Below are 25,858 nucleotides of genomic sequence, written 5' to 3' on the forward strand. Positions count from 1 at the left end.
CCCCCCGGCCCCCCCCCCCCCGCCCGCCCCCGGATCACCGGTGAAGCGCCTGGTCACCGCCCCTGGCCCTCGTACGCTGAGGGGATGACTGAGGACCAGGCCACGAGGGCCGTGCGGCAGTGGCGCGAGACGGCCCCCGAGACCGTGCTGCTCGACGGCTTCCATGCGCTGAAGCATGCGCTCCGCTTCGGTGCCGAGGTGCGGGTAGCGGTCACCAGTGACAAGGCCGCCGCGATGGAGCTGGCGGCCGAGCTGGCCGGTGACCTCACCGCGGTGATCGCGGACCTGCTGGTGGAGGTGGACGACCAGGCCCTGCGCGCCCTCGTCCCCCGGGTGCACCCCACCCGGGTCGCCGCGCTGGCGGTCCGGCGCGGGCGGCAGGGGAATCTGGACGCCCTGGCGCGGCCGGGGAGGCCCGCGCCGGTCGTCGTCCTGGACAACCCCCGCAACCTCGGGAACGTCGGCGCCGTGGTCCGGCTCGCCGCCGGTTTCGGGGCCTCGGGGGTGGTGACCACCGGGGACATCGACCCCTGGCACCCGAACGCGGTGCGCTCGGGTGCGGGCCTCCACTTCGCCACCGCCGTCGAACGGCTGGCGGCCGACGCCCTTCCGCCGGGGCCGCTGTACGCCCTAGACGCGGAGGGGGAGGACATCCGGTCCCTGGTCATACCCGATGACGCGCTGCTGGCCTTCGGCTCCGAGCGGCACGGGCTGTCGCCGGAGCTGCGCGAGCGGGCCACCCGGCTGGTGGCCCTCCCCATGCGGCCTCAGGTGTCCAGCTACAACCTGGCCACCAGCGTGGCCATGGCCCTGTTCCACTGGGGAGGACCCGCCGCGCCCCCGAAGGACCCCGCCTAGTGAGCCGGTCGTGAGATCTCGTTTCGCCACGTGAGTCGTGTTCTGTTTCAGATCATGGGTCTGGGTGGTGACAGGGTCTGGTGGTGTGCGGTCTGCTGGCCGGTATGGGGGACAGCAGGCTGGAGCCGCTGGTGTTATCCGAGGCCGAGCGGCTGATGCTGCAGGGATGGGCCACGCGGCGGACGACCGCGCAGGGCCTGGCGAAACGGGCGCGGATCGTGCTGGCCTGTGCCCAGGACTGGAGTAACACCGCGGTGGCCGCGCGGCTGGATACCGATCGGTCGACAGTCCGCCGGTGGCGGACCAGGGTTCTGCGCGACCGGCTTGACGGCCTGAGCGACGATCCGCGCCCGGGCGTGCCGCGCACCATCACCGACGCCCAGGTGGAGGAGGTGGTGGTGCGCACCCTGGAGGAGACACCCGAGAGGGCCGCACACTGGTCGAAACGGGAACTGGCCCGGCGGGTGGGCATCTCACCCACAAGCGTGCTGCGCATCTGGCACGCGTTCGGCCTGCAGCCCTGGCGGACGGAGACCTTCAAGGTCTCCCCGGACCCACTGCTGATCGACAAGATCCGCGACGTAGTGGGCCTGTATCTGGCGCCGCCGGCGAACGCGGCGGTCTTCGCGGTGGACGAGAAACCGCAGATCCAGGCCCTGGAACGGACCGCACCGGTGTTGCCCATGGTGCCGGGCACTCCCGAGCGGCGCAGTTTCGACTACGTCCGGCACGGCACCGTGGACCTGTTCGCCGCGCTGAACACCGCCACCGGCAAGGTGATCGGCAAGCTGTCCGCGCGGCACCGGGCGGTGGACTTCCGCGACTTCCTCGACGAGATCGATCGCCAGACCGGACCTGGCCTGGCGATCCACGTGATCTGCGACAACCTCTCCACGCACAAGGCGCCCGTGGTCCACCGGTGGCTGGTCGCGCACCCTCACGTCCAGTTGCACTTCACCCCCACCTACTCGTCCCGGATCAACCAGGTGGAGCGGTGGTTCGCCGAACTGGAACGGCGCTGCCTGGAACGCGGCGTGTTCTGCTCACTCGACGACCTGAAGACCGCGCTGGAGAACTGGATCAAGGTCTGGAACACCAGCGCCAAGCCCTTCAAGTGGACCAAGACCGCCGACCAGATCATCGACCGCGTCTGCCGCTACTGCGACAGAATCTCCGGACCGGCTCACTAGGCGGGGCGGCGCACCTCCACCACGCGGAAGCGGTTCGCCACGAACGCCCCGTCGCACAGCGCGGCGTTGGCCGAGGGGTTGCCGCCCGAACCGTGGAAGTCCGAGAAGGCCGCGGTCTGGTTCACATACACCCCGCCGGTCAGGTTCAGCGACAGCTGGGCGCACTCCTCCAGACAGGCCTCCTCGATCAGCCGCTCCACCTCCGGCGAGGTCGTGTACGCGCCGACCGTCATCGCGCCCTTGTCCCGGGTGGTGCGGCGCAGCAGGGCGACCGCGTCGGCCGCCGAGTCGACCGCGACGGCGAAGGACACCGGGCCGAAGCATTCGGAGAGATAGGGCGCGTCCGCGTCCGCCCCCTCCCAGAACTTCCGCGCCCCGTCCGCCTTCACCATCAGCGGCGTACGCACCGTGGCGCCGGGGAATTCGGGGTGGGTCACCTCGCGGGAGGCGAGGGCGACCGCGCCGAGCCCGGGGGCGGCCTCCAGCCGCTCCCGCACCCGCGGGCCCACGATCGCGCCGAGCAGCGCGCTCGCCCGGGCGTCGTCGCCCAGCAGCCCGTCGACCGCGGCCGCCAGGTCGGCCACCACCTCGTCATACGACTTGGGTCCGGCGTCCGTGGCGATGCCCTCGCGGGGGATCAGCAGATTCTGCGGGGTGGTGCACATCTGGCCGCTGTAGAGCGAGAGCGAGAACGCCAGGTTGGCCAGCATGCCCTTGTAGTCGTCGGTGGAGTCGATGACGACGGTGTTGACCCCGGCCTTCTCCGTGAAGACCTGGGCCTGCCGGGCGTGGGCCTCCAGCCAGTCGCCGAAGGCGGTCGAGCCCGTGTAGTCGATGATCCGGATCTCGGGGCGCACGGCGAGGACCTTGGCGATGCCCTCGTCCGGCCGCTCGGCGGCCAGCGCCACCAGGTTGGGGTCGAAGCCCGCCTCCCGCAGCACCTCGCGCGCCACCTGGACCGTCAGCGCGAGAGGCAGCACCGCCTGCGGATGTGGCTTGACCAGCACCGGGTTGCCGGTGGCCAGCGAGGCGAACAGGCCCGGGTACCCGTTCCACGTGGGGAACGTGTTGCAGCCGATCAGCAGGGCGATGCCGCGCGGGACGGCGGTGAAGGTCTTGCGCAGCTCCAGCGGATCGCGCTTGCCCTGCGGCTTGGACCAGTCGGCGGCGCCCGGCGTGCGCGTCTGCTCCGCGAACGCGTACGCCACCGCCTCCAGGCCGCGGTCCTGGGCGTGCGGGCCGCCCGCCTGGAACGCCATCATGTAGGCCTGCCCGCTGGTGTGCATGACCGCCTGCGCGAACTCATGCGAGCGGGCGCTGATCCGGGCCAGGATCTCCAGGCACACCATGGCCCGCGCCTCGGGTCCGGCATCCCGCCAGGCGGGCATCCCCGCCCGCATGGCAGGAAGCAGCACATCGAGATCCGGATGCGGATACTCCATGCCCATCTCGGCCCCGTACGGCGAGACCTCGGAGCCCGTCCAGCCGTCGGTGCCCGGCTGGTCCAGCTCCAGGCGCGTGCCGCGCAGCGCCTCGAAGGCGGTCTGGCCCTCGGCGAGGCTCAGGCTCGGGCGCCCGCCCTGGCCCTCCCCGCCGTACGCCTTCGGATGCTCGGGGTGCGGGGACCAATAGGCGCGGGTACGGATCGCCTCCAGGGCCTGGTCGAGGGTGGGACGGTGCGTCTTCGTCAACTGGTCTGTGGTGAGTCCGGCGGTCACGGCTGACCAACTCCTCGTCGAGCTGGGATTGAGCTGGGCTGGAAGTGGCGACAGAGTTAGATTAACCGAACGATCGGTCGGGACAAGAGGGCCTGGCGGACCTGTGGATAACTTCGTCGAAAAGGATCAGCCGTATGACTGCGAGCGGCACCAGCGACCGTGGGCTTCCGCGCACCAGCACCGTAGCCGTCGTCGGCACCGGCACCATGGGCCAGGGAATCGCCCAGGTGGCGCTGGCCGCCGGGCACCCGGTGCGGCTCTATGACGCCGCGCCCGGCCGTGCCGCCCAGGCGGCGGACGCCATCGCGGACCGCCTCGGCAGGCTGGTCGCCAAGGGCACCCTCGCCGCCGCCGACCGCGACGCCGCCCTCGGCCGCCTCGCCCCCGTCGACCGGCTCGCCGACCTCGCCGACACCGAGCTGGCCATCGAGGCCATCCTGGAGGAACTGGGCGCCAAGCAGCAGCTGTTCACCGCTCTCGAAACCGTCGTCTCCGACCGCTGTCTGCTCGCCACCAACACCTCCTCCCTCTCCGTCACGGCCGTCGCGGGCGCCCTCCGCTGCCCGGGCCGCCTCATCGGCCTCCACTTCTTCAACCCGGCCCCGGTGCTGCCGCTGGTCGAGGTCGTCCGCGGCTTCGCCACCGACCGGGCCGCCGCCGACCGCGCGTACGACACCGTCGCCGCGTGGGGCAAGACCCCGGTGCGCTGCGCCGACACCCCCGGGTTCATCGTCAACCGGATCGCCCGCCCCTTCTACGCCGAGGCCTTCCGGCTGTACGAGGAGGGCGGCGCCGACCCCGCCACCATCGACGCCGTGCTGCGTGAGTCCGGCGGCTTCCGGATGGGCCCTTTCGAGCTGACCGACCTCATCGGCCAGGACGTGAACGAGGCCGTCACCCGATCCGTCTGGGAATCGCTGTTCCACGATCCGAAATTCACCCCGTCCCTCGCCCAGCGCCGCCTGGTCGACGCCGGGCTCCACGGGCGCAAGACCGGCCGTGGCTGGTACGACCACGCCGACGAAGCGCCGCGCCCCCGCCCGCACACCGCCGAGCCGTGCGAGGCCCCCGCGAAGATCGCCCTCCATGGGGACCTGGGCCCCGCCGCCGGGCTCGTCCCTCTCATAGAAGAGGCGGGCATCGCGCTGGTCCGGTCCCCGGCCCCCGTACCGAAACGGCGGGGGAGGACGTTTCACGTGAAACCGGAGCCCGGGGCGGCAGCCGGGGAAGGGGGATTCCTCGCGCTGCCCGATGGCACCCGGCTGTCCCTGACCGACGGCTCCGCCGCCACCACGGACCCGTCCGCTCCCGGCATCCGGTTCGACCTGGCGCAGGATTACCGCGCCGCCACCCGCATCGCCCTCGCCCCCTCCGCGACCGCCGCGCCGGAGGCCATCGCGGCCGCGACGGGGCTCTTCCAGGCGCTCGGCAAGCAGGTGAGCGTGGTGGAAGACCTCCCCGGCATGATCGTGGCCCGCACCGTCGCGATGCTCGTGGACTTCGCCGCTGACGCCGTCGCCCGTGGCGTGGCGAGCGCCGGGGACATCGACACCGCCATGCGCACCGGCGTCAACTATCCGCACGGCCCGCTGCACTGGGGGGACCAGCTCGGCGCCGCCTGGGTGCGTGATGTCCTGGAGAACCTCCACAACGCCTGGCCCACCGGCCGCTACGCCCCCTCCCAGGCCCTGATCCGGCGTGCTGCCACCCAAGGAAAGCTGCTCTAATCATGACCATGGCCAAGCGCGACACCTATACGCCCGAATCGCTGCTCGCGGTCGCCGTGGAGGTGTTCAACGAGCGCGGGTACGACGGCACCTCCATGGAGCATCTCTCCCGCGCCGCCGGGATCTCCAAGTCGTCGATCTACCACCACGTCAAGGGCAAGGAAGAGCTGCTCAAGCGGGCCATAAGCCGTGCGCTGGACGGGCTGTTCGGCATCCTCCAGGAGCCGGGCGCGCGCGACGGCCGGGCGATCGGACGGCTGGAGTACGTGACCCGGCGCACCGCCGAGGTGCTGATGGAGGAGCTGCCGTACGTCACGCTGCTGCTGCGCGTGCGCGGCAACACGGACACCGAGCGGTGGGCCATGGAGCGCCGGAGGGAGTTCGACCACGAGGTCGCCGCCCTGCTCAAGCGGGCGGCCGCCGACGGCGATCTGCGCGCCGACGTGGACGCGCGGCTGGCGACCCGGCTGCTCTTCGGCATGATCAACTCCATTGTGGAGTGGTACCGGCCGGGCCGGGGCGGGGCCGCGGGCGCCGACGAGGTGGCCGAGGCCGTGGTCCGTACGGCCTTCGCGGGCCTGCGCGTCCCCGGGGACCAGGCCACCCCCTAGACCTCGGGGTCCAGGTCCGTTTCCTCGAAGACCAGCAGGGTGCGGGTGCTCAGCACCTCCGGTATGGCCTGGATCCGGGTGAGGACCAGCTCGCGCAGCGAGCGGTTGTCCTCGGTGTGCACCAGCAGCAGCACATCGAAATCCCCGCTGACCAGGGCGATGTGCGCCGCTCCCGGCAGCAGCCTGAGCTGTTCGCGCACGGTGCGCCAGGAGTTCTGCACGATCTTCAGCGTGATGTACGCGGACGCCCCCTGCCCGGCCCGCTCCTGGTCCACCCGGGCGCTGAAGCCCCGGATCACCCCGTCGTCCAGGAGCCGGTTGATCCGCGCGTAGGCGTTGGCGCGCGAGACGTGCACCTGCTCGGCCACCGAGCGTATGGAGGCGCGTCCGTCCGTCCGGAGCAGCCGCAGGATGTCGCGGTCGATGGGGTCCAGCGGGCGCGCGGGAGGTTTGCCGTCCGGATTGGCCATCTGTTCGCCCTGCATACCGCCCTGCCTCCCCTTCATGGACGTCCTGTTTTCATCTCAGGCTGTGGAGAACCGTTTGTCCACAGGCTCAGGCCGCCTGTAGCCAAAATGCGTCAACGACCGAACAATCGGTAGGTGAGGGCGATGTCGCACGGCACGCCCGCCCTCCAGCAGTCTGCCCGCCCAGGAGGTCGTGTCATGACGGTCCTAGAGCAGCCCGGCGCCTACCGCCCCACTCCCCCGCCCGCCTGGCGGCCCCGCACCGACGCCGCACCGCTGCTGCCCGACCCCGAGCCGTACCGCATGCTGGGCACCTCCGCCGCCGCCGACCTCGACCCCGACCTGCTGACCCGGCTCCACCGGGAGCTGGTCCACGGCCGCCGGTACAACGTCCAGGCCACGGCCCTCACCCGGCAGGGCCGCCTGGCCGTCTACCCCTCCTCGACCGGGCAGGAGGCGTGCCAGGTGGCCGCCGGGCTGGTGCTTGAGGAGCGGGACTGGCTCTTTCCCAGCTACCGCGACACCCTGGCCGCCGTCGTCCGGGGGCTCGACCCCGTCCAGGCCCTCACCCTGCTGCGCGGCGACTGGCACTCGGGCTACGACCCCCGGGAGCACCGGGTCGCCCCGCTGAGCACCCCGCTGGCCACCCAGCTGCCGCACGCGGTGGGCCTGGCCCACGCCGCGCGCCTCAAGGGCGACGACGTCGTGGCGCTCGCCCTGGTGGGTGACGGCGGCACCAGCGAGGGCGACTTCCACGAGGCGCTCAACTTCGCGGCCGTCTGGCAGGCCCCGGTCGTCTTCCTGATCCAGAACAACGGCTTCGCGATCTCCGTCCCGCTCGCCAAGCAGACCGCCGCCCCCTCCCTGGCCCACAAGGCGGTCGGCTACGGGATGCCCGGCCGCCTCGTCGACGGCAACGACGCGGCCGCCGTGCACCATGTCCTCGGCGAGGCGGTCCGCCGGGCCCGGGGCGGTGGCGGCCCCACCCTGGTCGAGGCCGTCACCTACCGGGTCGACGCCCACACCAACGCCGACGACGCCACCCGCTACCGCTCCGACGCCGAGGTCGAGGCCTGGCGCGAGCACGACCCGATCGCGCTCCTGGAGGGGGCCATGCGGGACCGGGGGCTGCTGGACGACAAGGGTGTCCAGGCCGTGCGCGACTCGGCGGAGCGGCTGGCCGCCGATCTGCGCACCCGCATGCACCAGGATCCGGTCCTCGACCCCCTGGAGCTGTTCGAGCACGTCTACGCCGAGAAGACCGGTCAGCTGCGGGAGCAGGCCGCGCAGCTGCGGGCCGAGCTGGACGCCGAGGGGGAGCGATGACCACCGCCATCGACCGCAAGCCCGCCACCATGGCGCAGGCCCTCGGCCGGGCGCTGCGCGACGCCATGGCCGCCGACCCGGCCGTCCATGTCCTCGGCGAGGACGTCGGCACCCTGGGCGGCGTCTTCCGGATCACCAGCGGGCTCGCCGAGGAGTTCGGCGACGACCGCTGTACGGACACGCCGCTGGCGGAGGCGGGCATCCTGGGCACCGCCGTCGGCATGGCGATGTACGGGCTGCGGCCCGTGGTCGAGATGCAGTTCGACGCCTTCGCCTACCCCTCCTTCGAGCAGCTGGTCAGCCATGTCTCCCGCATGCGCAACCGCACCAGGGGCGCGGTGTCGCTGCCGCTGACCGTGCGGGTGCCGTACGGCGGCGGCATCGGCGGCGTCGAGCACCACAGCGACTCCTCCGAGGCGTACTACATGGCCACCCCCGGCCTCCATGTGGTCGCCCCGGCGACCGTCGCCGACGCGTACGGGCTGCTGCGGGCCGCCATCGCCTCCGACGATCCGGTCGTCTTCCTCGAACCCAAGCGGCTGTACTGGTCCAAGTCCGACTGGGACCCCGAGCGCCCCGCCGAGGTCCCGCCGATCGGGCGGGCGGTGGTGCACCACACCGGGACCGGGGGCCGGAGCGCCACCCTGATCTCGTACGGGCCCTCCGTCCCGGTCTGTCTCGAAGCCGCCGAGGCGGCACGGGCCGAGGGCTGGTACCTGGAGGTCGTGGACCTGCGCTCGCTGGTCCCCTTCGACGACGACACCGTGTGCGCCTCCGTGCGCCGCACCGGCCGGGCGGTCGTGGTCCACGAGGCCGCCGGTTTCGGCGGCCCCGGCGGCGAGATCGCCGCCCGCGTCACCGAGCGGTGCTTCCACCACCTGGAGGCGCCGGTGCTGCGGGTCGCCGGGTTCGACATCCCGTATCCGCCGCCGATGCTGGAGCGGCACCATCTGCCCGGCGTGGACCGGGTGCTGGACGCCGTCGCCCGGTTGCAGTGGGAGTCGGAGTGGACCGAGGGGAGCAGGGTCTGATGGCCGTCGTGCGGGAGTTCACGCTGCCCGACCTGGGGGAGGGGCTCACCGGGGCCGAGATCGTGCGGTGGCTGGTCGAGGTCGGCGACGTCGTCGCGGTCGACCAGCCGGTCGTGGAGGTCGAGACCGCGAAGGCCATGGTGGACGTGCCGTGCCCGTATGCCGGGGTGGTGACCGCGCGCTTCGGCGAGGAGGGCACGGAGCTGCCGGTGGGCGCGCCCCTGCTGACCGTGGCGTCTTCCGGTGTGTCCGGTGGACCAGATGAGGGCGGTTCCGCTTCCGGCTCGGACGACTCCGCGTCTGCCGGTGAGCGGAGTGCGGTGAGCGGTTCCGCCGAGGGGTCCGGCAATGTGCTCGTCGGATACGGCACGGGCGCCCCCGCCGCACGGCGCCGCCGGGTGCGGACTGCCCAAGGACCCGCCAACGGACCCGCCCCCGCGTCCGCCAACGGGGAGGTGGTGACCAAGACCGTGGAAAGTCCCATCCCGGTGATCTCTCCCCTGGTCCGGCGGCTGGCCCGGCAGCACGGCATCGACCTGCGGCAGCTGGTGGGCTCCGGCCCGGAGGGCCTGATTCTGCGTGCCGACGTCGAGCGGGCCATCCCCATTCCCGGCACCGGCACGGCGGAGACGGTGAGCGAGGAGCACGGGGAGCGCGTCCCCCTGCGCGGGGTGCGGGGAGCCGTGGCCGACAAGCTCGCCCGCAGCCGCCGCGAGATCCCCGACGCGACCTGCTGGGTGGACGCCGACGCGACCGAACTGCTCGCCGCCCGCACCGCCATGAACGCCACCGGCGGTCCCAAGATCTCCGTGCTCGCCCTGCTGGCCCGCATCTGCACGGCCGCCCTCGCGCGCTTCCCCGACCTCAATTCCACGGTGGACATGGAACGCCGCGAAGTGGTCAAACTCAGCGGTGTGCACCTCGGCTTCGCGGCGCAGACCGACCGTGGTCTCGTCGTCCCCGTCGTCCGTGACGCCCATACCCGCAGCGTCGAGGGGCTGGCCGCCGAGATAGGGCGCCTGACCGAGGCCGCGCGAGCGGGCGCCCTGACCCCGGCCGACCTCACGGGCGGCACGTTCACGCTCAACAACTACGGCGTGTTCGGGGTCGACGGCTCCACGCCGATCATCAACCACCCCGAGGCGGCCATGCTCGGCGTCGGCCGCATCGCCCCGAAACCGTGGGTGCACCACGGCGAACTGGCGGTGCGCCACGTCGTGCAGCTGTCGTTCACCTTCGACCACCGGGTGTGCGACGGCGGGACGGCAGGCGGGTTCCTGCGGTACGTGGCGGACTGCGTCGAGCAGCCCTCCGTGCTGCTGCGGGGGTTGTAGCGGCCATACTCGGAGGGTGACGTATGACGCGGTGATCCTTGCCGGGGGTGCCGCCCGGCGGCTCGGCGGCGTGGACAAGCCCGCGCTGCGCGTGGGCGGACGGGCCCTGCTGGACCGGGTGCTGGGCGCCTGCCGGGGAGCCGGGCAGACCGTCGTCGTCGGCCCGCGCCGACCCACCGTACGGCCCGTGCGGTGGGCGCGGGAGGAGCCGCCGGGGGGCGGGCCGGTCGCGGCCGTCGACGCGGGCGTACGGGGGACCACCGCCCCCGTGGTCCTGCTGCTCTCCGCCGACCTGCCGTTCCTCACCGGGGAGACCGTGCGGACCCTGCTCGCCGGGCTCGGACAGGCCGACGGCGCCGTGCTCACCGACCCCGACGGGCGCGAGCAGCCCCTCGTCGCCGCCTACCGCGCCGAACCGCTGCGGCGTGAGATCGCCCTGCTCGCCGCCGAGCACGGCGGCCTCGGCGGGCTGCCGCTCCGGTTGCTCACCACCGAGCTGAACCTCCACCACATCCCCCACGCCACCGCGTCCTTCGACTGCGACACCTGGGAGGACATCACCACCGCCCGTGCGCGGATCAGGGAGCATGGACGGGTGCTGGAAGAATGGATTGCCGCAGTCAAAGCGGAACTCGGAATCGACCTCGACGTCGACACCGCCGCCCTCCTCGACCTGGCCCGGGACGCCGCGCACGGTGTCGCCCGGCCCGCCGCCCCGCTGACCACGTTCCTCGTCGGCTACGCCGCCGGGCAGCAGGGCGGCGGCCCCGAGGCCCTGGCCGACGCCAGCCGCAAGGCGGCGGCCCTGGCGGCGCGTTGGGCTGACGAGGAATGACCCGGCGGGACCCCCGTTCCGGGGACGTGAACAAGCTCGACCGTCAGGTGGACGAGGCCCTGGCCCTGGCCAACGAGCAGGCCACCGCCCAACGGGCATCGCCGCCGCCGGACGTGCCGGACCCCGAGCTGGGCTGGCCCCCGCCGAGCGTGGCGCGCACGATCCGCCACGGCGCCTCCGACCACCCGACATCGCCGGTGGACGAACCCGACGAGGAGCTGGGCTGGCCACCACCCAGCCTCCAGCGTCCTCAGTCGGGGCCACCGGAGGGAGAGCCGCCGTACCCGGGAGGGGGCGGGGTCGCAGGGGCGGGGGTCCTGGACGCTGACGTGTATTTGTGGCGCCGTGGACTTCCGGATGACTCCGCGCCTGAGGGCTCCCGGCGCCGTAAAAATACGGTCCAGGACCCTCGTCCCGGAGGCCTCGCCCCCGCACCCGACAACGCACCCGACGCGCACCCACCCGCCCCCGCACCCGACAAACCCGAGGCTCCCCTGACTGCCTGGCCAGACGCCCGCCGCATCGCCGCCCGAGCCGCCCGAGCCCCCGCCACGGCCAGGCCCGTCCCGCGTCGGCTGGACGACGCGCTCGGCCACGTCCTCGCCGAACCCCTCACCGCGCTGACCGACCTGCCGCCGTTCGACACGTCCGCCATGGACGGCTGGGCCCTGGCCGGGCCCGGCCCCTGGCGGCTCACCGCGAGCGGCAGGGCCGGGCGCGGGATCCTGGCCGGGACCGGTGCCGTCGAGCCGCTCTCCGACGGGCACGCGGTGCGGATCGCCACTGGCGCCCGCATCCCGCCCGGCGCCACCGCCGTGCTGCGCACGGAGTACGGAACGGACACCGGGGACGGCTGGCTGCACGCGGCGAACGCCCCCCGGCCGGTCGGCTTCGGGCAGGACATCCGCCCCCGTGGCCAGGAGTGCCGCAGCGGCGATCAGCTGCTGCCCGCGGGCACCCGGGTCACCCCCGCCGTGCTGGGGCTCGCGGCCGCCGCCGGGTACGACGAGGTGGCGACCGTGCGCAGGCCGCGCGTGGAGGTGCTGGTCCTCGGGGACGAGCTGCTGCACCGAGGGCTGCCCCGCGAGGGCGCCATCCGGGACGCGCTGGGGCCCATGCTGGGGCCGTGGCTGCGGGCGCTGGGCGCGGAGGTGACGGGCACCCGCCGGATCACCGACGAGGCGGACGCGCTGTACGCGGCGATCCAGGGATCACCGGTGGACCTGATCGTGACGACCGGGGGCACGGCCGCGGGCCCGGTGGACCATGTGCACCCCACGCTGCACCGGCTGGGGGCCGAGCTGCTGGTGGACGGGGTGGAGGTGCGGCCGGGCCATCCGATGCTGCTGGCCCGCCTCGGGCCCGAGCGGCATCTGGTCGGCCTGCCGGGCAATCCGCTGGCCGCCGTATCGGGGCTGCTGACGCTCGCGGAGCCGCTGCTGCGGACGCTGACGGGCCGCCCCGCGCCCGAGCGCCACCCGGCGTCGCTGGCCGAGGCGGTGAGCGGGCATCCGCAGGACACCCGGCTGGTGCCGGTGGCGTTCCGGTACGACGAGTACGACGAGGCGCGGCCGCTGCGCTTCAGCGGTCCGGCCATGCTGCGCGGCGTCGCCGTCGCGGACGGTCTCGCGGTGATCCCGCCGGGCGGGGCCGCGCGCGGCGCGGCGGTCGAGGTGCTGGAACTGCCCTGGTCGGCCGGGAACGCCGGGAACGCCGGGACCGGCGAGAACAGCGAGAACAGCAGGACCAGCGGCGGCAGAAGCCAGCAGGAGGACGACGATGGCATACGCACCCAGGAGGGCCACGCGTGAAGCTGCCCAGTCATGACGCGGCGGCCCGTACGCCACCCGAGGACACCGGCCACCGTGTCCACCTGCCGCGCTACCCGGACGGCCCGCTGCGCCAGGTGCTCCGCCGACTGCTGCTGGCGCTGCTCGTCCTCGTCCTGACGGTCCTGATCGTCTACATGGACCGCAGCGGCTACCACGACAACGCCGACGACAACGTCGACTTCCTCGACTCCGTCTACTACTCCACCGTGACGCTGTCCACGACCGGCTACGGCGACATCGTCCCGCACAGCGACAGCGCGCGGCTCACCAACATCCTGCTGGTCACCCCGCTGCGCGTGCTGTTCCTGATCATCCTGGTCGGCACCACCCTCGAAGTCCTCGCCGAGCGCACCCGCGAGCAATACCGCCTGAACCGCTGGAGGTCCGCCTTGCGCGATCACACCGTCGTCATCGGCTTCGGCACCAAGGGACGGTCCGCCGTCCAGACGCTCATCGCGGGCGGGCTGCCCAAGGGGCGGGTGGTCGTGGTCGATCCGAACCACAAGGTGATCGAGTCCGCGACCTCGGAGGGGTACGTGGGCGTCGTGGGGGACGCGACCCGCAGCGATGTGCTGCTGCGGGCGGAGGCGCAGCGGGCCCGCCAGTTCGTGATCGCGACCCAGCGGGACGATACGGCGGTGCTGGTCACGCTGACCGCGCGGCAGATCAACAAGTCCGCGAACATCGTGGCGGCGGTGCGCGAGGAGGAGAACGCGCCGCTGCTGCGCCAGTCGGGCGCCGACGCGGTGATCACGAGCGCGAGCGCGGCGGGACGGCTGCTGGGGCTGAGCGTGCAGTCGCCGACCGCGGGCGCGGTGATCGAGGACCTGATCCAGCAGGGCAGCGGTCTGGACCTGGTGGAGCGCACGGTGGTGAAGGCCGAGGTGGGCAGGTCGGTGCGGGATACGGAGGACCTCGTGGTGTCCGTACGGCGTGGGCACCGGCTGCTCGCGTACGACGACCCCGACGCGAGCCCGCTGCAGGCCGCCGACCGGCTGATCACCATCGTTCGCGCGCCGACGCCCCAGGAGTAGCGACGCCCCAGGAGTAGCGACGCCCCAGGAGTAGCGGCGCCCCAGGAGTAGCCTCGCGGCCATGCATGCGATCACCATTCCTGAACCCGGCGGCCCCGACGCACTCCAGTGGACCGAGGTGCCCGACCCCACGCCCGGCGAGGGGGAGGTCCTGGTCGAGGTCGTGGCCAGTGGCGTCAACCGCGCCGATCTGATGCAGCGGCAGGGCCACTATCCGCCGCCGCCCGGCGCCCCCGCGTACCCCGGTCTGGAGTGCTCGGGCCGGATCGTGGAGCTGGGCCCGGGCGTCAGCGGCTGGGCGGTGGGCGACGAGGTGTGCGCGCTGCTGGCGGGCGGCGGGTACGCCGGGAAGGTGGCGGTCCCGGCCGGGCAGCTGCTGCCGGTGCCGGACGGCGTCGACCTCGTCACCGCCGCCGGGCTGCCCGAAGTGACCGCGACCGTATGGTCGAACGTCTTCATGATCGCCCACCTCCGGCCGGGCGAGACGCTGTTGGTGCACGGCGGGTCGAGCGGTATCGGCACCATGGCCATCCAGCTCGCGAAGGCGGCCGGGGCGCGGGTGGCGGTCACGGCCGGGTCGGCGGAGAAGCTGGCGGCCTGCCGCGAGCTGGGCGCCGACGTGCTGATCAACTACCGCGAGCAGGACTTCGTGGAGGAGATCCGGACGGCCACGGACGGCGCCGGGGCGGACGTCATCCTGGACATCGTCGGGGCGAAGTACCTGGACCGGAACGTGGACGCGCTGGCCACCAACGGACGGCTGGCGATCATCGGCCTGCAGGGCGGGGCGAAGGCGGAGCTGAACCTGGTCAAGCTGCTGGGCAAGAGCGGCGCGGTGACGGCCGCCGGGCTGCGCGGCCGCTCGCTGGGCGAGAAGGCGGCGATCGTCGCGGCGGTACGGGAGCACATCTGGCCGCTGATCGGCAGCGGCCGGGTCCGCGCGATCGTGGACCGTACGTTCCCGATGCGGGACGCCGCCGAGGCGCACCGGCTGCTCGATTCCAGCGGGCACGTGGGCAAGGTCCTGCTGACGCTCTGAACCGAAGGGTTCCGGGCGTGGCCTGTTCGGGCGCGCCCGGAATGCCCCGTACGCCCCGCCATGTGACGCTCATCCCGTCGGGCGCCCGAGCCAACCGCCCGGCACGGGAGGGCGACGACCGTGGACCCCGTACTCCGTACCCTGCCCGCCGCGGCCCTGCTGGCGGGCGCCGCGCTGCTGGCCGCCCCGCACGCGGTGGCGCGCGCCGACGACGGCGACCTCGCGGGCACCCGCGCCGGGGAGGGCCGGTCCCACCCCGGCCGGTCCGCGGCGCCCACCCCCTCACCGGACGACACACCGCACAGCCCGTCCGCAACGGGCGGCGGGCGGGACCAGACGGACCGGCGCATGTCGCTGGTCCCGGACTGGACGCCGTCCTCGCTCCGGCTCCCCCCTGAGCAGGAGCGGCGCGGAGCGGACGAGCCGCCCCAGGATGATCGTCCGTACGGCACCGAGCGGACCGCCGCCGCGCCCGGTAGCCGGGCGACGCGGGTGCTGCCGCTGGGTACCGGGCTGGCGCTGGCCGGGCTGGGGCTCGGGCTGGCCTTCCTCGGGCTGCGGCTGCGGCGCCACTGAGGCAGGCGCTGGGCCGGGGTCCGCGCGGCCTGAGGCGACCCACAGCCTCCCTCCGAGGTGCCGGTGCGGAACAATGGGGGTATGAACCAGCCGATGAACGAACGATCGCAGGAGAGCCCGCACGTCCTGGTCGTCGGTCCGGACGGCATGGCGCTCGGCGGTCTCACTCCTGGCGATGGCAGTGGTGACGACGAGTCGCGCGAGGTTCCCGTGACGGACATGGTCGAACAGCCCGCGAAGGTCATGCGGATCGGAAGCATGATCAAGCAGCTGCTGGAGGAGGTCCGCGCCGCACCCCTCGACGAGGCGAGCCGCGCGCGTCTCAAGGAGATCCACTCCAGTTCGGTCAAGGAGCTGGAGGACGGTCTCGCCCCCGAGCTGATCGGGGAGCTGGAGCGGCTGTCGCTGCCCTTTACGGAGGAGTCGGTCCCGACCGAGGCCGAACTGCGCATCGCCCAGGCGCAGTTGGTCGGCTGGCTGGAGGGGCTGTTCCACGGCATCCAGACGACGCTGTTCGCCCAGCAGATGGCGGCCCGCGCCCAGCTGGAGCAGATGCGCAGGGCGCTGCCCCCGGGCGTCAGCGGCGGCGAGGAGGGCCAGGGCATGGGCCCGGAGCACGGCGGCGCCCGCTCGGGCCCGTACCTGTAGCGACGTACCGATAGCGACGTACCGATAGCGACGTACCGATAGCCGAAGAGGCGTAGCCGGACCGAAGCGGTCCGGCTACGCCTCTATGCTCACGAGAAGGGCTCTCAGCCCGGGTTCCCGGTGGAGACCGTCAGCTCGATGGTGTCCGTGTCCGGGTTGTACGGCTCGTAGTTGCGGTATGTGTAGTTGAGGACCGTGCCCTTGCCCCACAGGTTCTCGTCCTGGGACGTGACGCGGTACTTCCACCCCGCGGCCCGGATGCACTTCTTCACCGAGTCCACGTAGAGGTTCTGGAAGTCGGGCACGCTGTAGGTGCCCTTCTCGTCCGAGTCCTCGTACGCGTCCGTGCACTTGGCCGGGTCGATCGTCTTCGTCTTGTCGCCCATGCGGAAACCCGCGGCGGCCGTCTGGGACGCGGAGGCGGAGGCCTTCTTCTCGCCGCCGCCCTTGCTCTCGTCCTTCTTGCCGTCATTGGGGCCGTTGAGGGCGATGACCAGGATGACGCCGAGGACCGCGATCGCGGCCACCACGGCGGAGCCGATGATCACGCGCTTGTTGCCGCCACCGCCGCCGGAAGAACCCGGGCCCGGCGAGGGCGTGGGCGAGATCGAGTACGGCGGCGGGGTGCTCGGCCCGTGGCCGCCCTGGTACGGGGACGGGGGCGTGCCGTACGGCTGCTGGCCCACCGGCTGGCCCACCGGATGGGTGGGCGGCGGCGGGGTGGACGGGCCGAAGGCGCCGTACTGCCCCGAGCCGGGCTGCGGCTGGTACGGCGTCTGGACGCCGCCCGGGCCGGGGGTCTGCTGGTCGACGGGCGGGAAGACCGCCGCGCCGACGCCGGAGCCGCTGACGGAGGGCGGGCCGCCGCTGATGATGATCGGGGAGGCGCCGGTCTGGCCGCTGCGCGAGACGCGGGCGATCTCGTCGCGCATGGCCTCGGCGGTGGGGAAGCGCTCGTTCGGGTTCTTCTTCAGGGCGCGGGCGACCAGCGCGTCCACCGCGGGCGGGATGGACTGGTTGATCGAGGAGGGCGTGACCGGCTCCTCCTGGACGTGCGCGTACGCGATGGCGAGCGGCGAGTCGGCGTCGAAGGGGAGACGCCCGGTCAGCAGCTCGAACAGCATGATGCCGACCGAGTACAGGTCGCTGCGGGCGTCCACGCCACGGCCCAGCGCCTGCTCGGGCGAGAGGTACTGCGGGGTGCCGACGACCATGCCGGTCTGGGTCATGGAGGTGACCCCGGACTGCATGGCGCGGGCGATGCCGAAGTCCATGACTTTGACCACATTACGCTTGGTCATCATCACGTTACCGGGCTTGATGTCGCGGTGAACCAGCCCCATTTCGTGGCTGATCTCCAGCGCCGCCAGAACATCACTGGTGATTTTCAGCGCTTTTTCCGTCGGCATCGCGCCGTATTGCCGGACGTCGGCGTCGAGCGCGGAACGCAGCGGAAGTCCCTCGACGTACTCCATGACGATGTACGGCATGAGCGCGCCGTCGATCGAATCTTCGCCGGTGTCGTAGACCGAGACGATATTGGTGTGCGTGAGCTTGGCCACGGCCTGGGCCTCGCGGCGGAAGCGCTCACGGAAGGACTGCTCGCGGCCCAGCTCCGTGTGCAGCGTCTTGATCGCTACCTGGCGGTCCAGCACGGAGTCGTACGCGAGGTGCACGGATGCCATGCCGCCTTCGCCGAGCAGGTCCCGCAATTGGTAACGGCCGCCGGCCAGGGAGCTGCCCTGGTAACGGCCCGGAGCGCCGTGCTGGCTCATGTTCTTGCATCCCCCTCGGCGCACTCACCGCCCGGACCCGCACGTTTCGACGCCATGATCTTCGTGTTCCCGATATCGTGGCCAAGTCTGCCCCAGGCCACGGACACGTCAAGCCACGTGCCCGTTCCGTGACCGGATGCTCAAGAACCCGTCACGCGATTTGCAACACTTCACCGTCAACAGGTTTGATGGCCGGTCCATCACGAACCGATGCGCGGCGCGAAGGCTGTAGCGTGCCTAGCAGGAACCGTACCGCCCGCGGGCGGGGCGATCTTGACCAGACCCCCACCTAGACCGAGACGGCGAGGACCGATGGCACAGACCCAGAGCGCCCAGGGGCCCTCCGAACCTGACGCTACCGGGTCCGGAATGTCTGATGTGCCCGAGGCGTGGGGAAATGGTGGGCTGGTCGGCGATGGCCGTTACCGTCTCACCGGTCGCCTGGGCCGAGGCGGCATGGCGGAGGTCTTCGCCGCCGAGGACGTCCGGCTCGGCAGAACGGTCGCGGTGAAGCTGCTCCGCGCCGACCTGGCCGAGGACCCGGTGTCCAAGGCCCGCTTCACCCGCGAGGCACAGTCCGTCGCGGGGCTGAACCACCACGCGGTCGTCGCGGTGTACGACTCCGGCGAGGACGTCGTCGGGCCGAACACCGTCCCCTACATCGTGATGGAGCTGGTCGAGGGTCACACCATCCGCGACCTGCTGCTGAACGCCGAGGCGCCGCCGCCGGAGCAGGCGCTGATCATCGTCTCGGGGGTGCTGGAGGCGCTCGCCTACAGCCATCAGCACGGCATCGTGCACCGTGACATCAAGCCCGCGAACGTGATCATCACCAAGAGCGGCGCGGTCAAGGTCATGGACTTCGGCATCGCCCGTGCCCTGCATGGCGCGCAGTCCACCATGACCCAGACCGGCATGGTCATGGGCACCCCGCAGTACCTCTCGCCCGAGCAGGCGCTCGGCAAGGCCGTGGACCACCGTTCCGACCTGTACGCGACCGGGTGTCTGCTCTACGAACTGCTCGCGCTGCGCCCGCCGTTCACCGGTGAGACTCCTCTTTCGGTCGTTTATCAGCACGTTCAGGACAATCCGGTGCCACCGTCCGAAATTTCGGGCGGGCAGGTTCCGCCGGAGCTGGACGGTCTGGTGATGCGCTCGCTCGCGAAGGACCCGGACGACCGGTTCCAGAGCGCCGAGGAGATGCGCGGACTCGTCCAGTACGCGCTGCAGATGCTCCAGGAGGCGGGCGGCCACACCGGTGTGTGGAACACCGGCCCGGTCACCCAGCACCTCGGCGGTTCCACGGGTGCGATGGGCATGGCGGGGACGACCGCGATGCCGCATCCGGACCACGGCCAGACATCGCAGCAGCCGATGGTCGCGCCCGGCGGGGGGAACGCCGGGGGCGGCTACGACGGTGGTTACGGCGGGGGCTCCGGCCGGGGCCGCCGGGGTGGCCGCGGCAAGATGTGGCTGGTCGCGGCGCTCGCGGTGATCGCCGTGGCGGTCGGGGTGGCGTTCGCGCTGGACCTCGGCGGCGGCGGTGACAAGGGCAAGCAGCCGACCAAGAACCCGTCGGCGACCCAGCAGAAGGAAAGCAAGGAGCCGAGCGAGGAGCCCACGGAGGAGACGACGGAGGCCCCGGAGACCGACGACTCCACCGGCGGCACCGGCGACTACACCCCGTCCCAGGACCCGACCGGCCCGTCGTACACCGGCCAGCCCAGCAACCCGGGGTACCCGAACGAGCCGACCAGCGGCCCGACCGGCCTCCCGACGGACCCGCAGACCACGCCGGGCGACGGCAGCGGCGGCCCGACCACGCCGCCCGACGAGGGCGACGATCCGACGACGCCGCCGGACGACGGTGGCGACGGCGAGCCGACCGTCGACCCCCCGGCCAGCGACCTTCCCTGATCCGGCCAAGCCCCCGACTGCCCCGGCCCCGCGCGAGCGGTGCCGGGGCAGTCGTATGCGGGGCCGTTGTATGAGGGCCGGGCCAGGGGGAGCGTCAGCAGCAGAAGGCGTCGCGGACCGCCTCGTACTCCCGCGTCCACCACACCACCAGCGCGGCCGCGGCCGGGAACTGCGGATCGGCGCGGTGGTCGCCGCGCTGGTAGTGCCAGCGCAGCATCCAGAAGTCGTTGAGCCGCTCCCACCACACCCGGTGCACGGCCGCGGCCATCTCGGCGGCCCCGGCGCCCGCCATGTGGCGGTAGGCGCGGGCGTAGGACCGGACCTTGGGCAGCTCCAGGGTGCCGCCGGGGCGTACGAAGAAGATCGCGGCGGCGCGGACGGCCTCCTCGGCGCGCGGCTGGACGCCCAGCCGGTCCCAGTCGACGATCGCGGCCGGTTCGGTGTCGCGGTAGAGCAGGTTCAGCGGGTGGAAGTCGCCGTGCACCCAGCCGGTGGCCGGGATCGCGTCCGCCTCCGGCCGCCGGTGGGCGTGCCGGTCCAGCAGCGCGCGGCGCTCGGTGAGGCGGTGCTCGGCGAGTTCGTCGAAGGTGTCGCGCGGCCGGTGGCCGCGGACCAGGGTCAGCAGCTCGTCGATGAGGGCGTACGTGTCCTCGGGGTCGGCCGCGGGCTCGGGCGGCTCGCGGTCGCTGGTCCCGGCCCGCATGACCTGCTCCAGACAGGTGTGGGCGAACCCCAGCAGCCCGCCCAGGCGCCAGCACTGGGGCGTGGTCAGGGCGGCGCCGTCGCGGTGCCGTCCGTCGATCCACGGGTGCAGGGCGTAGCAGCGGCCGCCGATGACGGCGACCGTACGGCCGTGGGCGTCCGGGACCGGCGGGGCGACCGGCAGGCCGAGCGCGCCCAGCCGCTGGGTGGCCCGGTGCTGGCGGGCGATGGCGGTGCGGTCGCCGTCGAGGTGGTGCTTGAGGAAGAACCGGCCGCGGGTGGTGGCGAGCCGGTAGCCGCGGTTGAGCAGACCCTCGGTGAGGGGGTCGCAGGACACCGGCTCACCGGCCCGGTCGTAGCGGCGGAGCAGGGCGCCCAGGGTTTCCCCGTCGGGAGCGGCCTCGGCGAGGTCTACATGTGAGCGCGGCACGTGCCAGATGTTAGATCACCCGGCGTCACGGGCCGTGCGTGAGTTGACGCGGCAGGCCCATTGGTGCTTGGGGAACCCCCAGGACACCCGCTAGTGCTTCTGGGCCTGCATCCGGGCCACGAAGGCGGCGGCCTGCGAGCGGCGCTCCATGCCGAGCTTGGAGAGCAGGCTGGAGACATAGTTCTTGATGGTCTTCTCGGCGAGGTGCAGCCGCTCCCCGATCACCCGGTTGGTCAGCCCCTCCCCGATCAGGATCAGGATGCGGCGCTCCTGCTCGGTGAGGGCCGCGAGCCGGTCGTCGGGCTTGGTGCCGCCGCGCAGCCGCTCCAGCACCCGGGCGGTGGCCACCGGGTCGAGCAGCGAGCGGCCCGCGGCCACGTCCCGGACGGCGGCGAGCAGTTCGCTGCCGCGGATGTCCTTGAGGACATAGCCGGACGCGCCCGCCATGATCGCGTCGAACAGGGCCTCGTCGTCGGCGAAGGAGGTGAGCATCATGCAGTGGATGGCCGCGTCGCGCGAGCGGATCTCCCGGCAGACCTCGACACCGCTGCGGTCGGGCAGCCGGATGTCGAGCACGGCCACATCAGGGCGGGTCGCGAGGATCCGGGCGAGGGCGTCGGCCGCGGTGCCCGCCTCGCCGACCACCTCCATGTCCGGCTCGCTCGCCAGCAGCTCGCGCACGCCGCGTCGTACGACTTCATGGTCGTCGAGTAGGAAAATCCTGATTTTTCCTTCTTCGCGCACGGCTCCAGTCTCACACACGAAGTCTTCCCGTGCCTTTGTCCTGCGGGATAACGTGCGGTGGACCGACGGTCGGCGAGGCTGTGACCAGTGGATGTTCACCCAACCGCGCGATTTACTTGGAAATCCAAGCAAAATTGCAGGTCAGGTGGGGTTTCGCAGGAACGCGAAGCACTGGGTAACGTGCCTTGTGCGGGGCCGACCGCCGGGCACCTGTCACGCCCGGACGGACGTTTCGTCGCACCCACCCCGTGCGTCGTCGTCGGACGGGCGAGCCGCAACCTGGCCGCCGGCGGATCCCGGAGGCCGGACAGACGGAGGAGCACACGTGACCGTGGAGAGCACTGCCGCGCGCAAGCCGCGCCGCAGCGGAGCCAAGCGCAGCACCAGCGCGCGGAGCACGAAGAAGCAGCAGGCGGAACCGGAACTCGTACAGCTGCTGACCCCGGAGGGCGAGCGGGTCGAGCACCCCGACTACGCGATCGACCTGACCCCCGACGAGCTGCGCGGTCTGTACCGGGACATGGTACTGACGCGGCGCTTCGACGCCGAGGCCACCACCCTGCAGCGCCAGGGCGAACTGGGCCTGTGGGCCTCGCTGCTCGGCCAGGAGGCCGCGCAGATCGGCTCCGGCCGGGCGCTGCACGACGACGACTACGTCTTCCCGACCTACCGCGAGCACGGCGTCGCCTGGTGCCGGGGGGTCGACCCGACCAACCTGCTGGGGATGTTCCGCGGGGTGAACCACGGCGGATGGGATCCCAACAGCAACAACTTCCACCTCTACACCATCGTCATCGGCTCGCAGACGCTCCACGCGACCGGCTACGCGATGGGCGTGGCCAAGGACGGCGCGGACACCGCCGTGCTGGCCTACTTCGGTGACGGCGCCTCCAGCCAGGGCGACGTGGCCGAATCGTTCACCTACTCCGCGGTCTACAACGCCCCGGTCGTCTTCTTCTGCCAGAACAACCAGTGGGCCATCTCCGAGCCCACCGAGAAGCAGACCCGGGTCCCGCTCTACCAGCGCGCCCAGGGCTACGGCTTCCCGGGCGTCCGGGTGGACGGCAACGACGTGCTCGCCTGTCTCGCCGTCACCCGGGCGGCGCTGGAGCGGGCCCGCACCGGCCAGGGCCCGATGCTCGTCGAGGCGTTCACGTACCGCATGGGCGCCCACACGACCTCCGACGACCCGACGCGCTACCGCTCGTCCGAGGAGCGCGAGCTGTGGGAGACCAAGGACCCGATCCTGCGGCTGCACACCCTCCTCACCAAGGAGAAGCTCGCGGACGACGCGTTCTTCGACGCCCTGGAGCAGGAGTCCGACGCGCTCGCCAAGCGGGTGCGGGAAGCGGTCCGGTCGATGCCCGACCCCGACGACATGGCGATGTTCGAGCACACCTACGCCGACGGCCACGCGCTCGTGGACGAGGAGCGGGCCCAGTTCGCCGCGTACCAGGCTTCGTTCGAGACCGCCGAGGAAGGCATCTGACATGGCTGCCCAGAAGATGTCGCTCTCCAAGGCGATCAACGCGTCGCTGCGCACGGCGCTCGAAACCGACCCCAAGGTCCTGATCATGGGGGAGGACGTCGGCAAGCTCGGGGGCGTCTTCCGGGTCACCGACGGGCTGCAGAAGGACTTCGGCGAGGACCGGGTCATCGACACCCCGCTGGCCGAGTCCGGCATCGTCGGCACCGCGATCGGGCTCGCGCTGCGCGGCTACCGCCCGGTGGTGGAGATCCAGTTCGACGGTTTCGTCTTCCCCGCGTACGACCAGATCGTGACGCAGCTCGCCAAGATGCACGCCCGGTCGCTCGGCAAGGTCAAGATGCCGGTCGTCATCCGCATCCCCTACGGCGGCGGCATCGGCGCGGTCGAGCACCACAGCGAGTCCCCCGAGGCGCTGTTCGCGCACGTCGCCGGGTTGAAGGTGATCTCGCCTTCCAACGCCTCCGACGCCTACTGGATGCTCCAGCAGGCCATCGGCAGCGACGACCCGGTGATCTACTTCGAGCCCAAGCGCCGCTACCACGACAAGGGCGAGGTCGACACGTCGGCCATCCCCGGCCCCCTGCACGCCGCCCGCGTGGTGCGGCCCGGCACCGACCTCACCCTCGCGGCCTACGGGCCCATGGTGAAGGTCGCGCAGGACGCCGCCGCGGCCGCCGCCGAGGAGGGGAAGTCGCTGGAGGTCGTGGATCTGCGGTCGATGTCGCCGATCGACTTCGACACGCTCCAGCGGTCGGTCGAGCGGACCGGCAGGCTGGTCGTGGTGCATGAGGCACCGGTCTTCCTGGGGACCGGGTCGGAGATCGCCGCGCGCATCACCGAGCGGTGTTTCTACCACCTCCAGGCCCCGGTGCTGCGGGTCGGCGGCTATCACGCGCCGTACCCGCCCTCGCGGCTGGAGGACGAGTACCTGCCCGACCTGGACCGGGTGCTCGACGCCGTAGACCGTGCGTTGGCGTACTGAAGGGCTTGAGGAGATCGTGACGATGACCGCAGTCGAACAGCGCTTCCGTGAGTTCAAGATGCCCGACGTGGGCGAGGGACTGACCGAGGCCGAGATCCTCAAGTGGCTGGTGGCGCCGGGCGACACCGTGACCGACGGCCAGGTGGTCTGCGAGGTCGAGACCGCCAAGGCCGCCGTGGAGCTGCCCATCCCGTTCACCGGCGTGGTGCATGAGCTGCGCTTCGGCGAGGGCACCACGGTGGACGTGGGCACGGCGATCATCTCGGTGGACACCGACCCGGGCGCCGGGGACGCGCCCGAGGCCGCCGCCGCGCCGCAGCCCGCCGCCGAGGCCCCCGCCGAGGCCGAGCCGGAGGGGCGCCAGGCCAACCTGGTGGGCTACGGGGCCGCCCCCTCCTCCACCAAGCGCCGCCCCCGCAAGCCGCAGCCGGGTTCCGCGCGTCCGGCCGCCGAGGCACCCCAGGCCCCGGCTCCCGCCCCCGCCCCTGCCGCACCGGTGCGCCCGGAGCCCGCGCCCGAGCTGAACGGGCACGCCGGGACCGCCCGTCCGCTGGCCAAGCCGCCGGTCCGCAAGCTCGCCAAGGACCTCGGCATCGACCTGGCGACGATCACCCCGACCGGGCCGGGCGGGATCATCACCCGCGACGACGTCCACGCGGCCGTCGAGGCCCCCGCCACGGCCCCGGAGCCCGCCGCCGGGCCCGCCGCCCCGGTCGCGGGCGCGCGGGAGCGCCGGGTGCCCGTGAAGGGCGTACGGAAGGCCACCGCGCAGGCGATGGTGGGCAGCGCCTTCACCGCCCCGCATGTGACGGAGTTCGTCACCGTCGACGTCACCCGCACCATGAAGCTGGTCGCCGACCTCAAGCAGGACCCGGAGCTGGCCGGGCTGCGGGTGAACCCGCTGCTCCTGGTCGCCAAGGCGCTGCTGGTGGCCATCAAGCGCAACCCGGACGTCAACGCCTCCTGGGACGAGGACAACCAGGAGATCGTCTACAAGGACTACGTCAACCTGGGCATCGCCGCCGCCACCCCGCGCGGTCTGATCGTCCCCAACATCAAGGACGCGGACGCCAAGACGCTGCCCCAGCTGGCCGAGTCCCTCGGCGACCTGGTGTCCACCGCCCGCGAGGGCAGGACCAGCCCGGCGGAGATGACCGGCGGCACGGTGACCATCACCAACGTCGGCGTCTTCGGCATCGACACCGGCACCCCGATCCTCAACCCCGGGGAGTCGGCGATCCTCGCCTTCGGCGCGGTCAAGCTCCAGCCGTGGGTCCACAAAGGCGAGGTCAAGCCGCGCCAGGTGACGACCCTCGCGCTCTCCTTCGACCACCGGCTGGTCGACGGCGAGCTGGGCTCCAAGGTGCTCGCGGACGTCGCGGCCATCCTGGAACGCCCCAAGCGGTTGATTACCTGGGGCTGACGGGCGGCGGCACCCCGACTGGGTCGGGGTGCCCACACGTCCCGGGTGCTGGGTCTTACCGGCGAGTGAGCCGAAGGGGCGCGCCGGTGTCGAAAGGGAGAGCGCGCGCAGGGAGCGAGGTACGAGCGACCGAGCACGTCGACCGTCGACATCGGCTGTGGCGCCCCGGA

22 protein-coding genes are annotated in these 25,858 nt (G+C 72.4%); 17 read left to right on the forward strand and 5 right to left on the reverse strand.

Translation table 11 applies throughout. From position 1 onward, the window contains the following. Nucleotides 1-84: 84 nt before the first annotated feature. Nucleotides 85-858, forward strand: coding sequence for a TrmH family RNA methyltransferase (locus ACFV9T_RS29520; RefSeq protein ID WP_385445479.1), 774 nt, complete (start codon nucleotides 85-87; stop codon nucleotides 856-858). 104 nt (nucleotides 859-962) lie between these two features. Beyond that, nucleotides 963-2,048 (forward strand): IS630 family transposase, encoded by a 1,086-nt coding sequence (locus ACFV9T_RS29525; protein WP_385445480.1) that lies wholly within the window; start codon nucleotides 963-965, stop codon nucleotides 2,046-2,048. Here ACFV9T_RS29525 and paaN read toward each other — a convergent pair. After that, nucleotides 2,045-3,766: a phenylacetic acid degradation protein PaaN gene (gene paaN, locus ACFV9T_RS29530; protein ID WP_385445481.1), complete on the reverse strand. Its 1,722-nt coding sequence runs from the start codon at nucleotides 3,764-3,766 to the stop codon at nucleotides 2,045-2,047. The two genes, ACFV9T_RS29525 and paaN, sit on opposite strands and share 4 nt — an antisense overlap. Nucleotides 3,767-3,900: 134 nt before the next feature. On the opposite strand from paaN, the gene ACFV9T_RS29535 reads away from it, so the two are divergent. Together ACFV9T_RS29535 and ACFV9T_RS29540 are read left to right on the forward strand one after the other, a co-directional pair. Next, the gene (locus ACFV9T_RS29535; RefSeq protein ID WP_385445482.1) at nucleotides 3,901-5,493 is read left to right on the forward strand and encodes a 3-hydroxyacyl-CoA dehydrogenase; all 1,593 of its coding nucleotides are present in this window, start codon (nucleotides 3,901-3,903) and stop codon (nucleotides 5,491-5,493) included. A 2-nt stretch (nucleotides 5,494-5,495) separates the two neighbouring features. Next, entirely contained in the window at nucleotides 5,496-6,104 is a 609-nt protein-coding gene (locus tag ACFV9T_RS29540; RefSeq protein ID WP_385445483.1) for a TetR/AcrR family transcriptional regulator, read from the forward strand. Here the strand turns inward: ACFV9T_RS29540 and ACFV9T_RS29545 are convergent. Next, nucleotides 6,101-6,589, reverse strand: coding sequence for an Lrp/AsnC family transcriptional regulator (locus tag ACFV9T_RS29545; RefSeq protein WP_385445484.1), 489 nt, complete (start codon nucleotides 6,587-6,589; stop codon nucleotides 6,101-6,103). The two genes, ACFV9T_RS29540 and ACFV9T_RS29545, sit on opposite strands and share 4 nt — an antisense overlap. A gap of 180 nt (nucleotides 6,590-6,769) precedes the next feature. Between ACFV9T_RS29545 and pdhA (ACFV9T_RS29550) the strand changes: the two genes are divergently transcribed. The 9 genes from pdhA (ACFV9T_RS29550) (at nucleotide 6,770) to ACFV9T_RS29590 (ending at nucleotide 16,226) form a co-directional block, all read left to right on the forward strand. After that, on the forward strand, nucleotides 6,770-7,897 hold the full coding sequence (gene pdhA / locus ACFV9T_RS29550) for a pyruvate dehydrogenase (acetyl-transferring) E1 component subunit alpha (protein ID WP_385445485.1): 1,128 nt from the start codon (nucleotides 6,770-6,772) through the stop codon (nucleotides 7,895-7,897). Continuing rightward, nucleotides 7,894-8,928, forward strand: a complete 1,035-nt coding sequence (locus ACFV9T_RS29555) for an alpha-ketoacid dehydrogenase subunit beta (RefSeq protein WP_385445486.1) — start codon at nucleotides 7,894-7,896, stop codon at nucleotides 8,926-8,928. The genes pdhA (ACFV9T_RS29550) and ACFV9T_RS29555 overlap by 4 nt, the downstream gene beginning before the upstream one ends. Then, nucleotides 8,928-10,262, forward strand: a complete 1,335-nt coding sequence (locus ACFV9T_RS29560; protein WP_385445487.1) for a dihydrolipoamide acetyltransferase family protein — start codon at nucleotides 8,928-8,930, stop codon at nucleotides 10,260-10,262. Before ACFV9T_RS29555 ends, ACFV9T_RS29560 begins: the two co-directional genes overlap by 1 nt. A 16-nt stretch (nucleotides 10,263-10,278) precedes the next feature. Next, the gene (locus ACFV9T_RS29565) at nucleotides 10,279-11,097 is read left to right on the forward strand and encodes an NTP transferase domain-containing protein (RefSeq protein ID WP_385445488.1); all 819 of its coding nucleotides are present in this window, start codon (nucleotides 10,279-10,281) and stop codon (nucleotides 11,095-11,097) included. Then, entirely contained in the window at nucleotides 11,094-12,908 is a 1,815-nt protein-coding gene (locus ACFV9T_RS29570) for a molybdopterin molybdotransferase MoeA (protein WP_385445489.1), read from the forward strand. The genes ACFV9T_RS29565 and ACFV9T_RS29570 overlap by 4 nt, the downstream gene beginning before the upstream one ends. Then, a complete protein-coding gene (locus ACFV9T_RS29575; protein ID WP_385445490.1) occupies nucleotides 12,905-13,963 on the forward strand; it encodes a potassium channel family protein in 1,059 nt (352 codons plus the stop codon). The genes ACFV9T_RS29570 and ACFV9T_RS29575 overlap by 4 nt, the downstream gene beginning before the upstream one ends. A 61-nt stretch (nucleotides 13,964-14,024) precedes the next feature. Then, nucleotides 14,025-15,002: an NAD(P)H-quinone oxidoreductase gene (locus ACFV9T_RS29580; RefSeq protein WP_385445491.1), complete on the forward strand. Its 978-nt coding sequence runs from the start codon at nucleotides 14,025-14,027 to the stop codon at nucleotides 15,000-15,002. 120 nt (nucleotides 15,003-15,122) lie between these two features. Then, nucleotides 15,123-15,578: a hypothetical protein gene (locus ACFV9T_RS29585; protein ID WP_385445492.1), complete on the forward strand. Its 456-nt coding sequence runs from the start codon at nucleotides 15,123-15,125 to the stop codon at nucleotides 15,576-15,578. 81 nt (nucleotides 15,579-15,659) lie between these two features. After that, nucleotides 15,660-16,226 carry a bacterial proteasome activator family protein gene (locus tag ACFV9T_RS29590; RefSeq protein ID WP_385445493.1) on the forward strand — a complete coding sequence of 189 codons (567 nt, stop codon included), beginning with the start codon at nucleotides 15,660-15,662 and terminating at the stop codon, nucleotides 16,224-16,226. A 104-nt stretch (nucleotides 16,227-16,330) separates the two neighbouring features. On the opposite strand, the gene ACFV9T_RS29595 is transcribed toward ACFV9T_RS29590, so the two are convergent. Continuing rightward, the gene (locus ACFV9T_RS29595; protein WP_385445494.1) at nucleotides 16,331-18,001 is read right to left on the reverse strand and encodes a protein kinase; all 1,671 of its coding nucleotides are present in this window, start codon (nucleotides 17,999-18,001) and stop codon (nucleotides 16,331-16,333) included. 312 nt (nucleotides 18,002-18,313) lie between these two features. Between ACFV9T_RS29595 and ACFV9T_RS29600 the strand changes: the two genes are divergently transcribed. Beyond that, complete coding sequence (locus ACFV9T_RS29600; RefSeq protein WP_385445495.1) at nucleotides 18,314-19,918, forward strand: protein kinase; 1,605 nt, start codon at nucleotides 18,314-18,316, stop codon at nucleotides 19,916-19,918. 94 nt (nucleotides 19,919-20,012) lie between these two features. Here the strand turns inward: ACFV9T_RS29600 and ACFV9T_RS29605 are convergent, their stop codons facing one another. Together ACFV9T_RS29605 and ACFV9T_RS29610 are read right to left on the reverse strand one after the other, a co-directional pair. Then, nucleotides 20,013-21,050 carry a phosphotransferase gene (locus tag ACFV9T_RS29605; protein ID WP_385445496.1) on the reverse strand — a complete coding sequence of 346 codons (1,038 nt, stop codon included), beginning with the start codon at nucleotides 21,048-21,050 and terminating at the stop codon, nucleotides 20,013-20,015. Nucleotides 21,051-21,140: 90 nt separating this feature from the next. Further along, nucleotides 21,141-21,794 carry a response regulator gene (locus ACFV9T_RS29610; protein WP_385445497.1) on the reverse strand — a complete coding sequence of 218 codons (654 nt, stop codon included), beginning with the start codon at nucleotides 21,792-21,794 and terminating at the stop codon, nucleotides 21,141-21,143. A gap of 325 nt (nucleotides 21,795-22,119) precedes the next feature. On the opposite strand from ACFV9T_RS29610, the gene pdhA (ACFV9T_RS29615) reads away from it, so the two are divergent. The 3 genes from pdhA (ACFV9T_RS29615) to ACFV9T_RS29625 are packed head-to-tail and all read left to right on the forward strand — an operon-like array spanning nucleotide 22,120 to nucleotide 25,688. After that, nucleotides 22,120-23,283 (forward strand): pyruvate dehydrogenase (acetyl-transferring) E1 component subunit alpha, encoded by a 1,164-nt coding sequence (pdhA, locus tag ACFV9T_RS29615; protein ID WP_385445498.1) that lies wholly within the window; start codon nucleotides 22,120-22,122, stop codon nucleotides 23,281-23,283. 1 nt (nucleotide 23,284) lies between these two features. Next, the gene (locus tag ACFV9T_RS29620) at nucleotides 23,285-24,265 is read left to right on the forward strand and encodes an alpha-ketoacid dehydrogenase subunit beta (RefSeq protein ID WP_385445499.1); all 981 of its coding nucleotides are present in this window, start codon (nucleotides 23,285-23,287) and stop codon (nucleotides 24,263-24,265) included. A gap of 22 nt (nucleotides 24,266-24,287) precedes the next feature. Beyond that, nucleotides 24,288-25,688 (forward strand): dihydrolipoamide acetyltransferase family protein, encoded by a 1,401-nt coding sequence (locus ACFV9T_RS29625; RefSeq protein WP_385445500.1) that lies wholly within the window; start codon nucleotides 24,288-24,290, stop codon nucleotides 25,686-25,688. Nucleotides 25,689-25,858 lie beyond the last annotated feature (170 nt).

The sequence above is a fragment of the Streptomyces sp. NPDC059850 genome, assembly GCF_042731515.1.
Lineage (GTDB): Bacteria > Actinomycetota > Actinomycetes > Streptomycetales > Streptomycetaceae > Streptomyces.

Coding starts and splice junctions, on each gene's coding strand:
- ACFV9T_RS29520 (WP_385445479.1), top strand. CDS start 85: ATGACTGAGGACCAGGCCACGAGGGCCGTGCGGCAGTGGCGCGAGACG.
- ACFV9T_RS29525 (WP_385445480.1), top strand. CDS start 963: ATGGGGGACAGCAGGCTGGAGCCGCTGGTGTTATCCGAGGCCGAGCGG.
- ACFV9T_RS29535 (WP_385445482.1), top strand. CDS start 3,901: ATGACTGCGAGCGGCACCAGCGACCGTGGGCTTCCGCGCACCAGCACC.
- ACFV9T_RS29540 (WP_385445483.1), top strand. CDS start 5,496: ATGACCATGGCCAAGCGCGACACCTATACGCCCGAATCGCTGCTCGCG.
- ACFV9T_RS29545 (WP_385445484.1), bottom strand. CDS start 6,589: ATGCAGGGCGAACAGATGGCCAATCCGGACGGCAAACCTCCCGCGCGC.
- pdhA (WP_385445485.1), top strand. CDS start 6,770: ATGACGGTCCTAGAGCAGCCCGGCGCCTACCGCCCCACTCCCCCGCCC.
- ACFV9T_RS29555 (WP_385445486.1), top strand. CDS start 7,894: ATGACCACCGCCATCGACCGCAAGCCCGCCACCATGGCGCAGGCCCTC.
- ACFV9T_RS29560 (WP_385445487.1), top strand. CDS start 8,928: ATGGCCGTCGTGCGGGAGTTCACGCTGCCCGACCTGGGGGAGGGGCTC.
- ACFV9T_RS29570 (WP_385445489.1), top strand. CDS start 11,094: ATGACCCGGCGGGACCCCCGTTCCGGGGACGTGAACAAGCTCGACCGT.
- ACFV9T_RS29580 (WP_385445491.1), top strand. CDS start 14,025: ATGCATGCGATCACCATTCCTGAACCCGGCGGCCCCGACGCACTCCAG.
- ACFV9T_RS29590 (WP_385445493.1), top strand. CDS start 15,660: ATGAACCAGCCGATGAACGAACGATCGCAGGAGAGCCCGCACGTCCTG.
- ACFV9T_RS29595 (WP_385445494.1), bottom strand. CDS start 18,001: ATGAGCCAGCACGGCGCTCCGGGCCGTTACCAGGGCAGCTCCCTGGCC.
- ACFV9T_RS29600 (WP_385445495.1), top strand. CDS start 18,314: ATGGCACAGACCCAGAGCGCCCAGGGGCCCTCCGAACCTGACGCTACC.
- ACFV9T_RS29620 (WP_385445499.1), top strand. CDS start 23,285: ATGGCTGCCCAGAAGATGTCGCTCTCCAAGGCGATCAACGCGTCGCTG.
- ACFV9T_RS29625 (WP_385445500.1), top strand. CDS start 24,288: ATGACCGCAGTCGAACAGCGCTTCCGTGAGTTCAAGATGCCCGACGTG.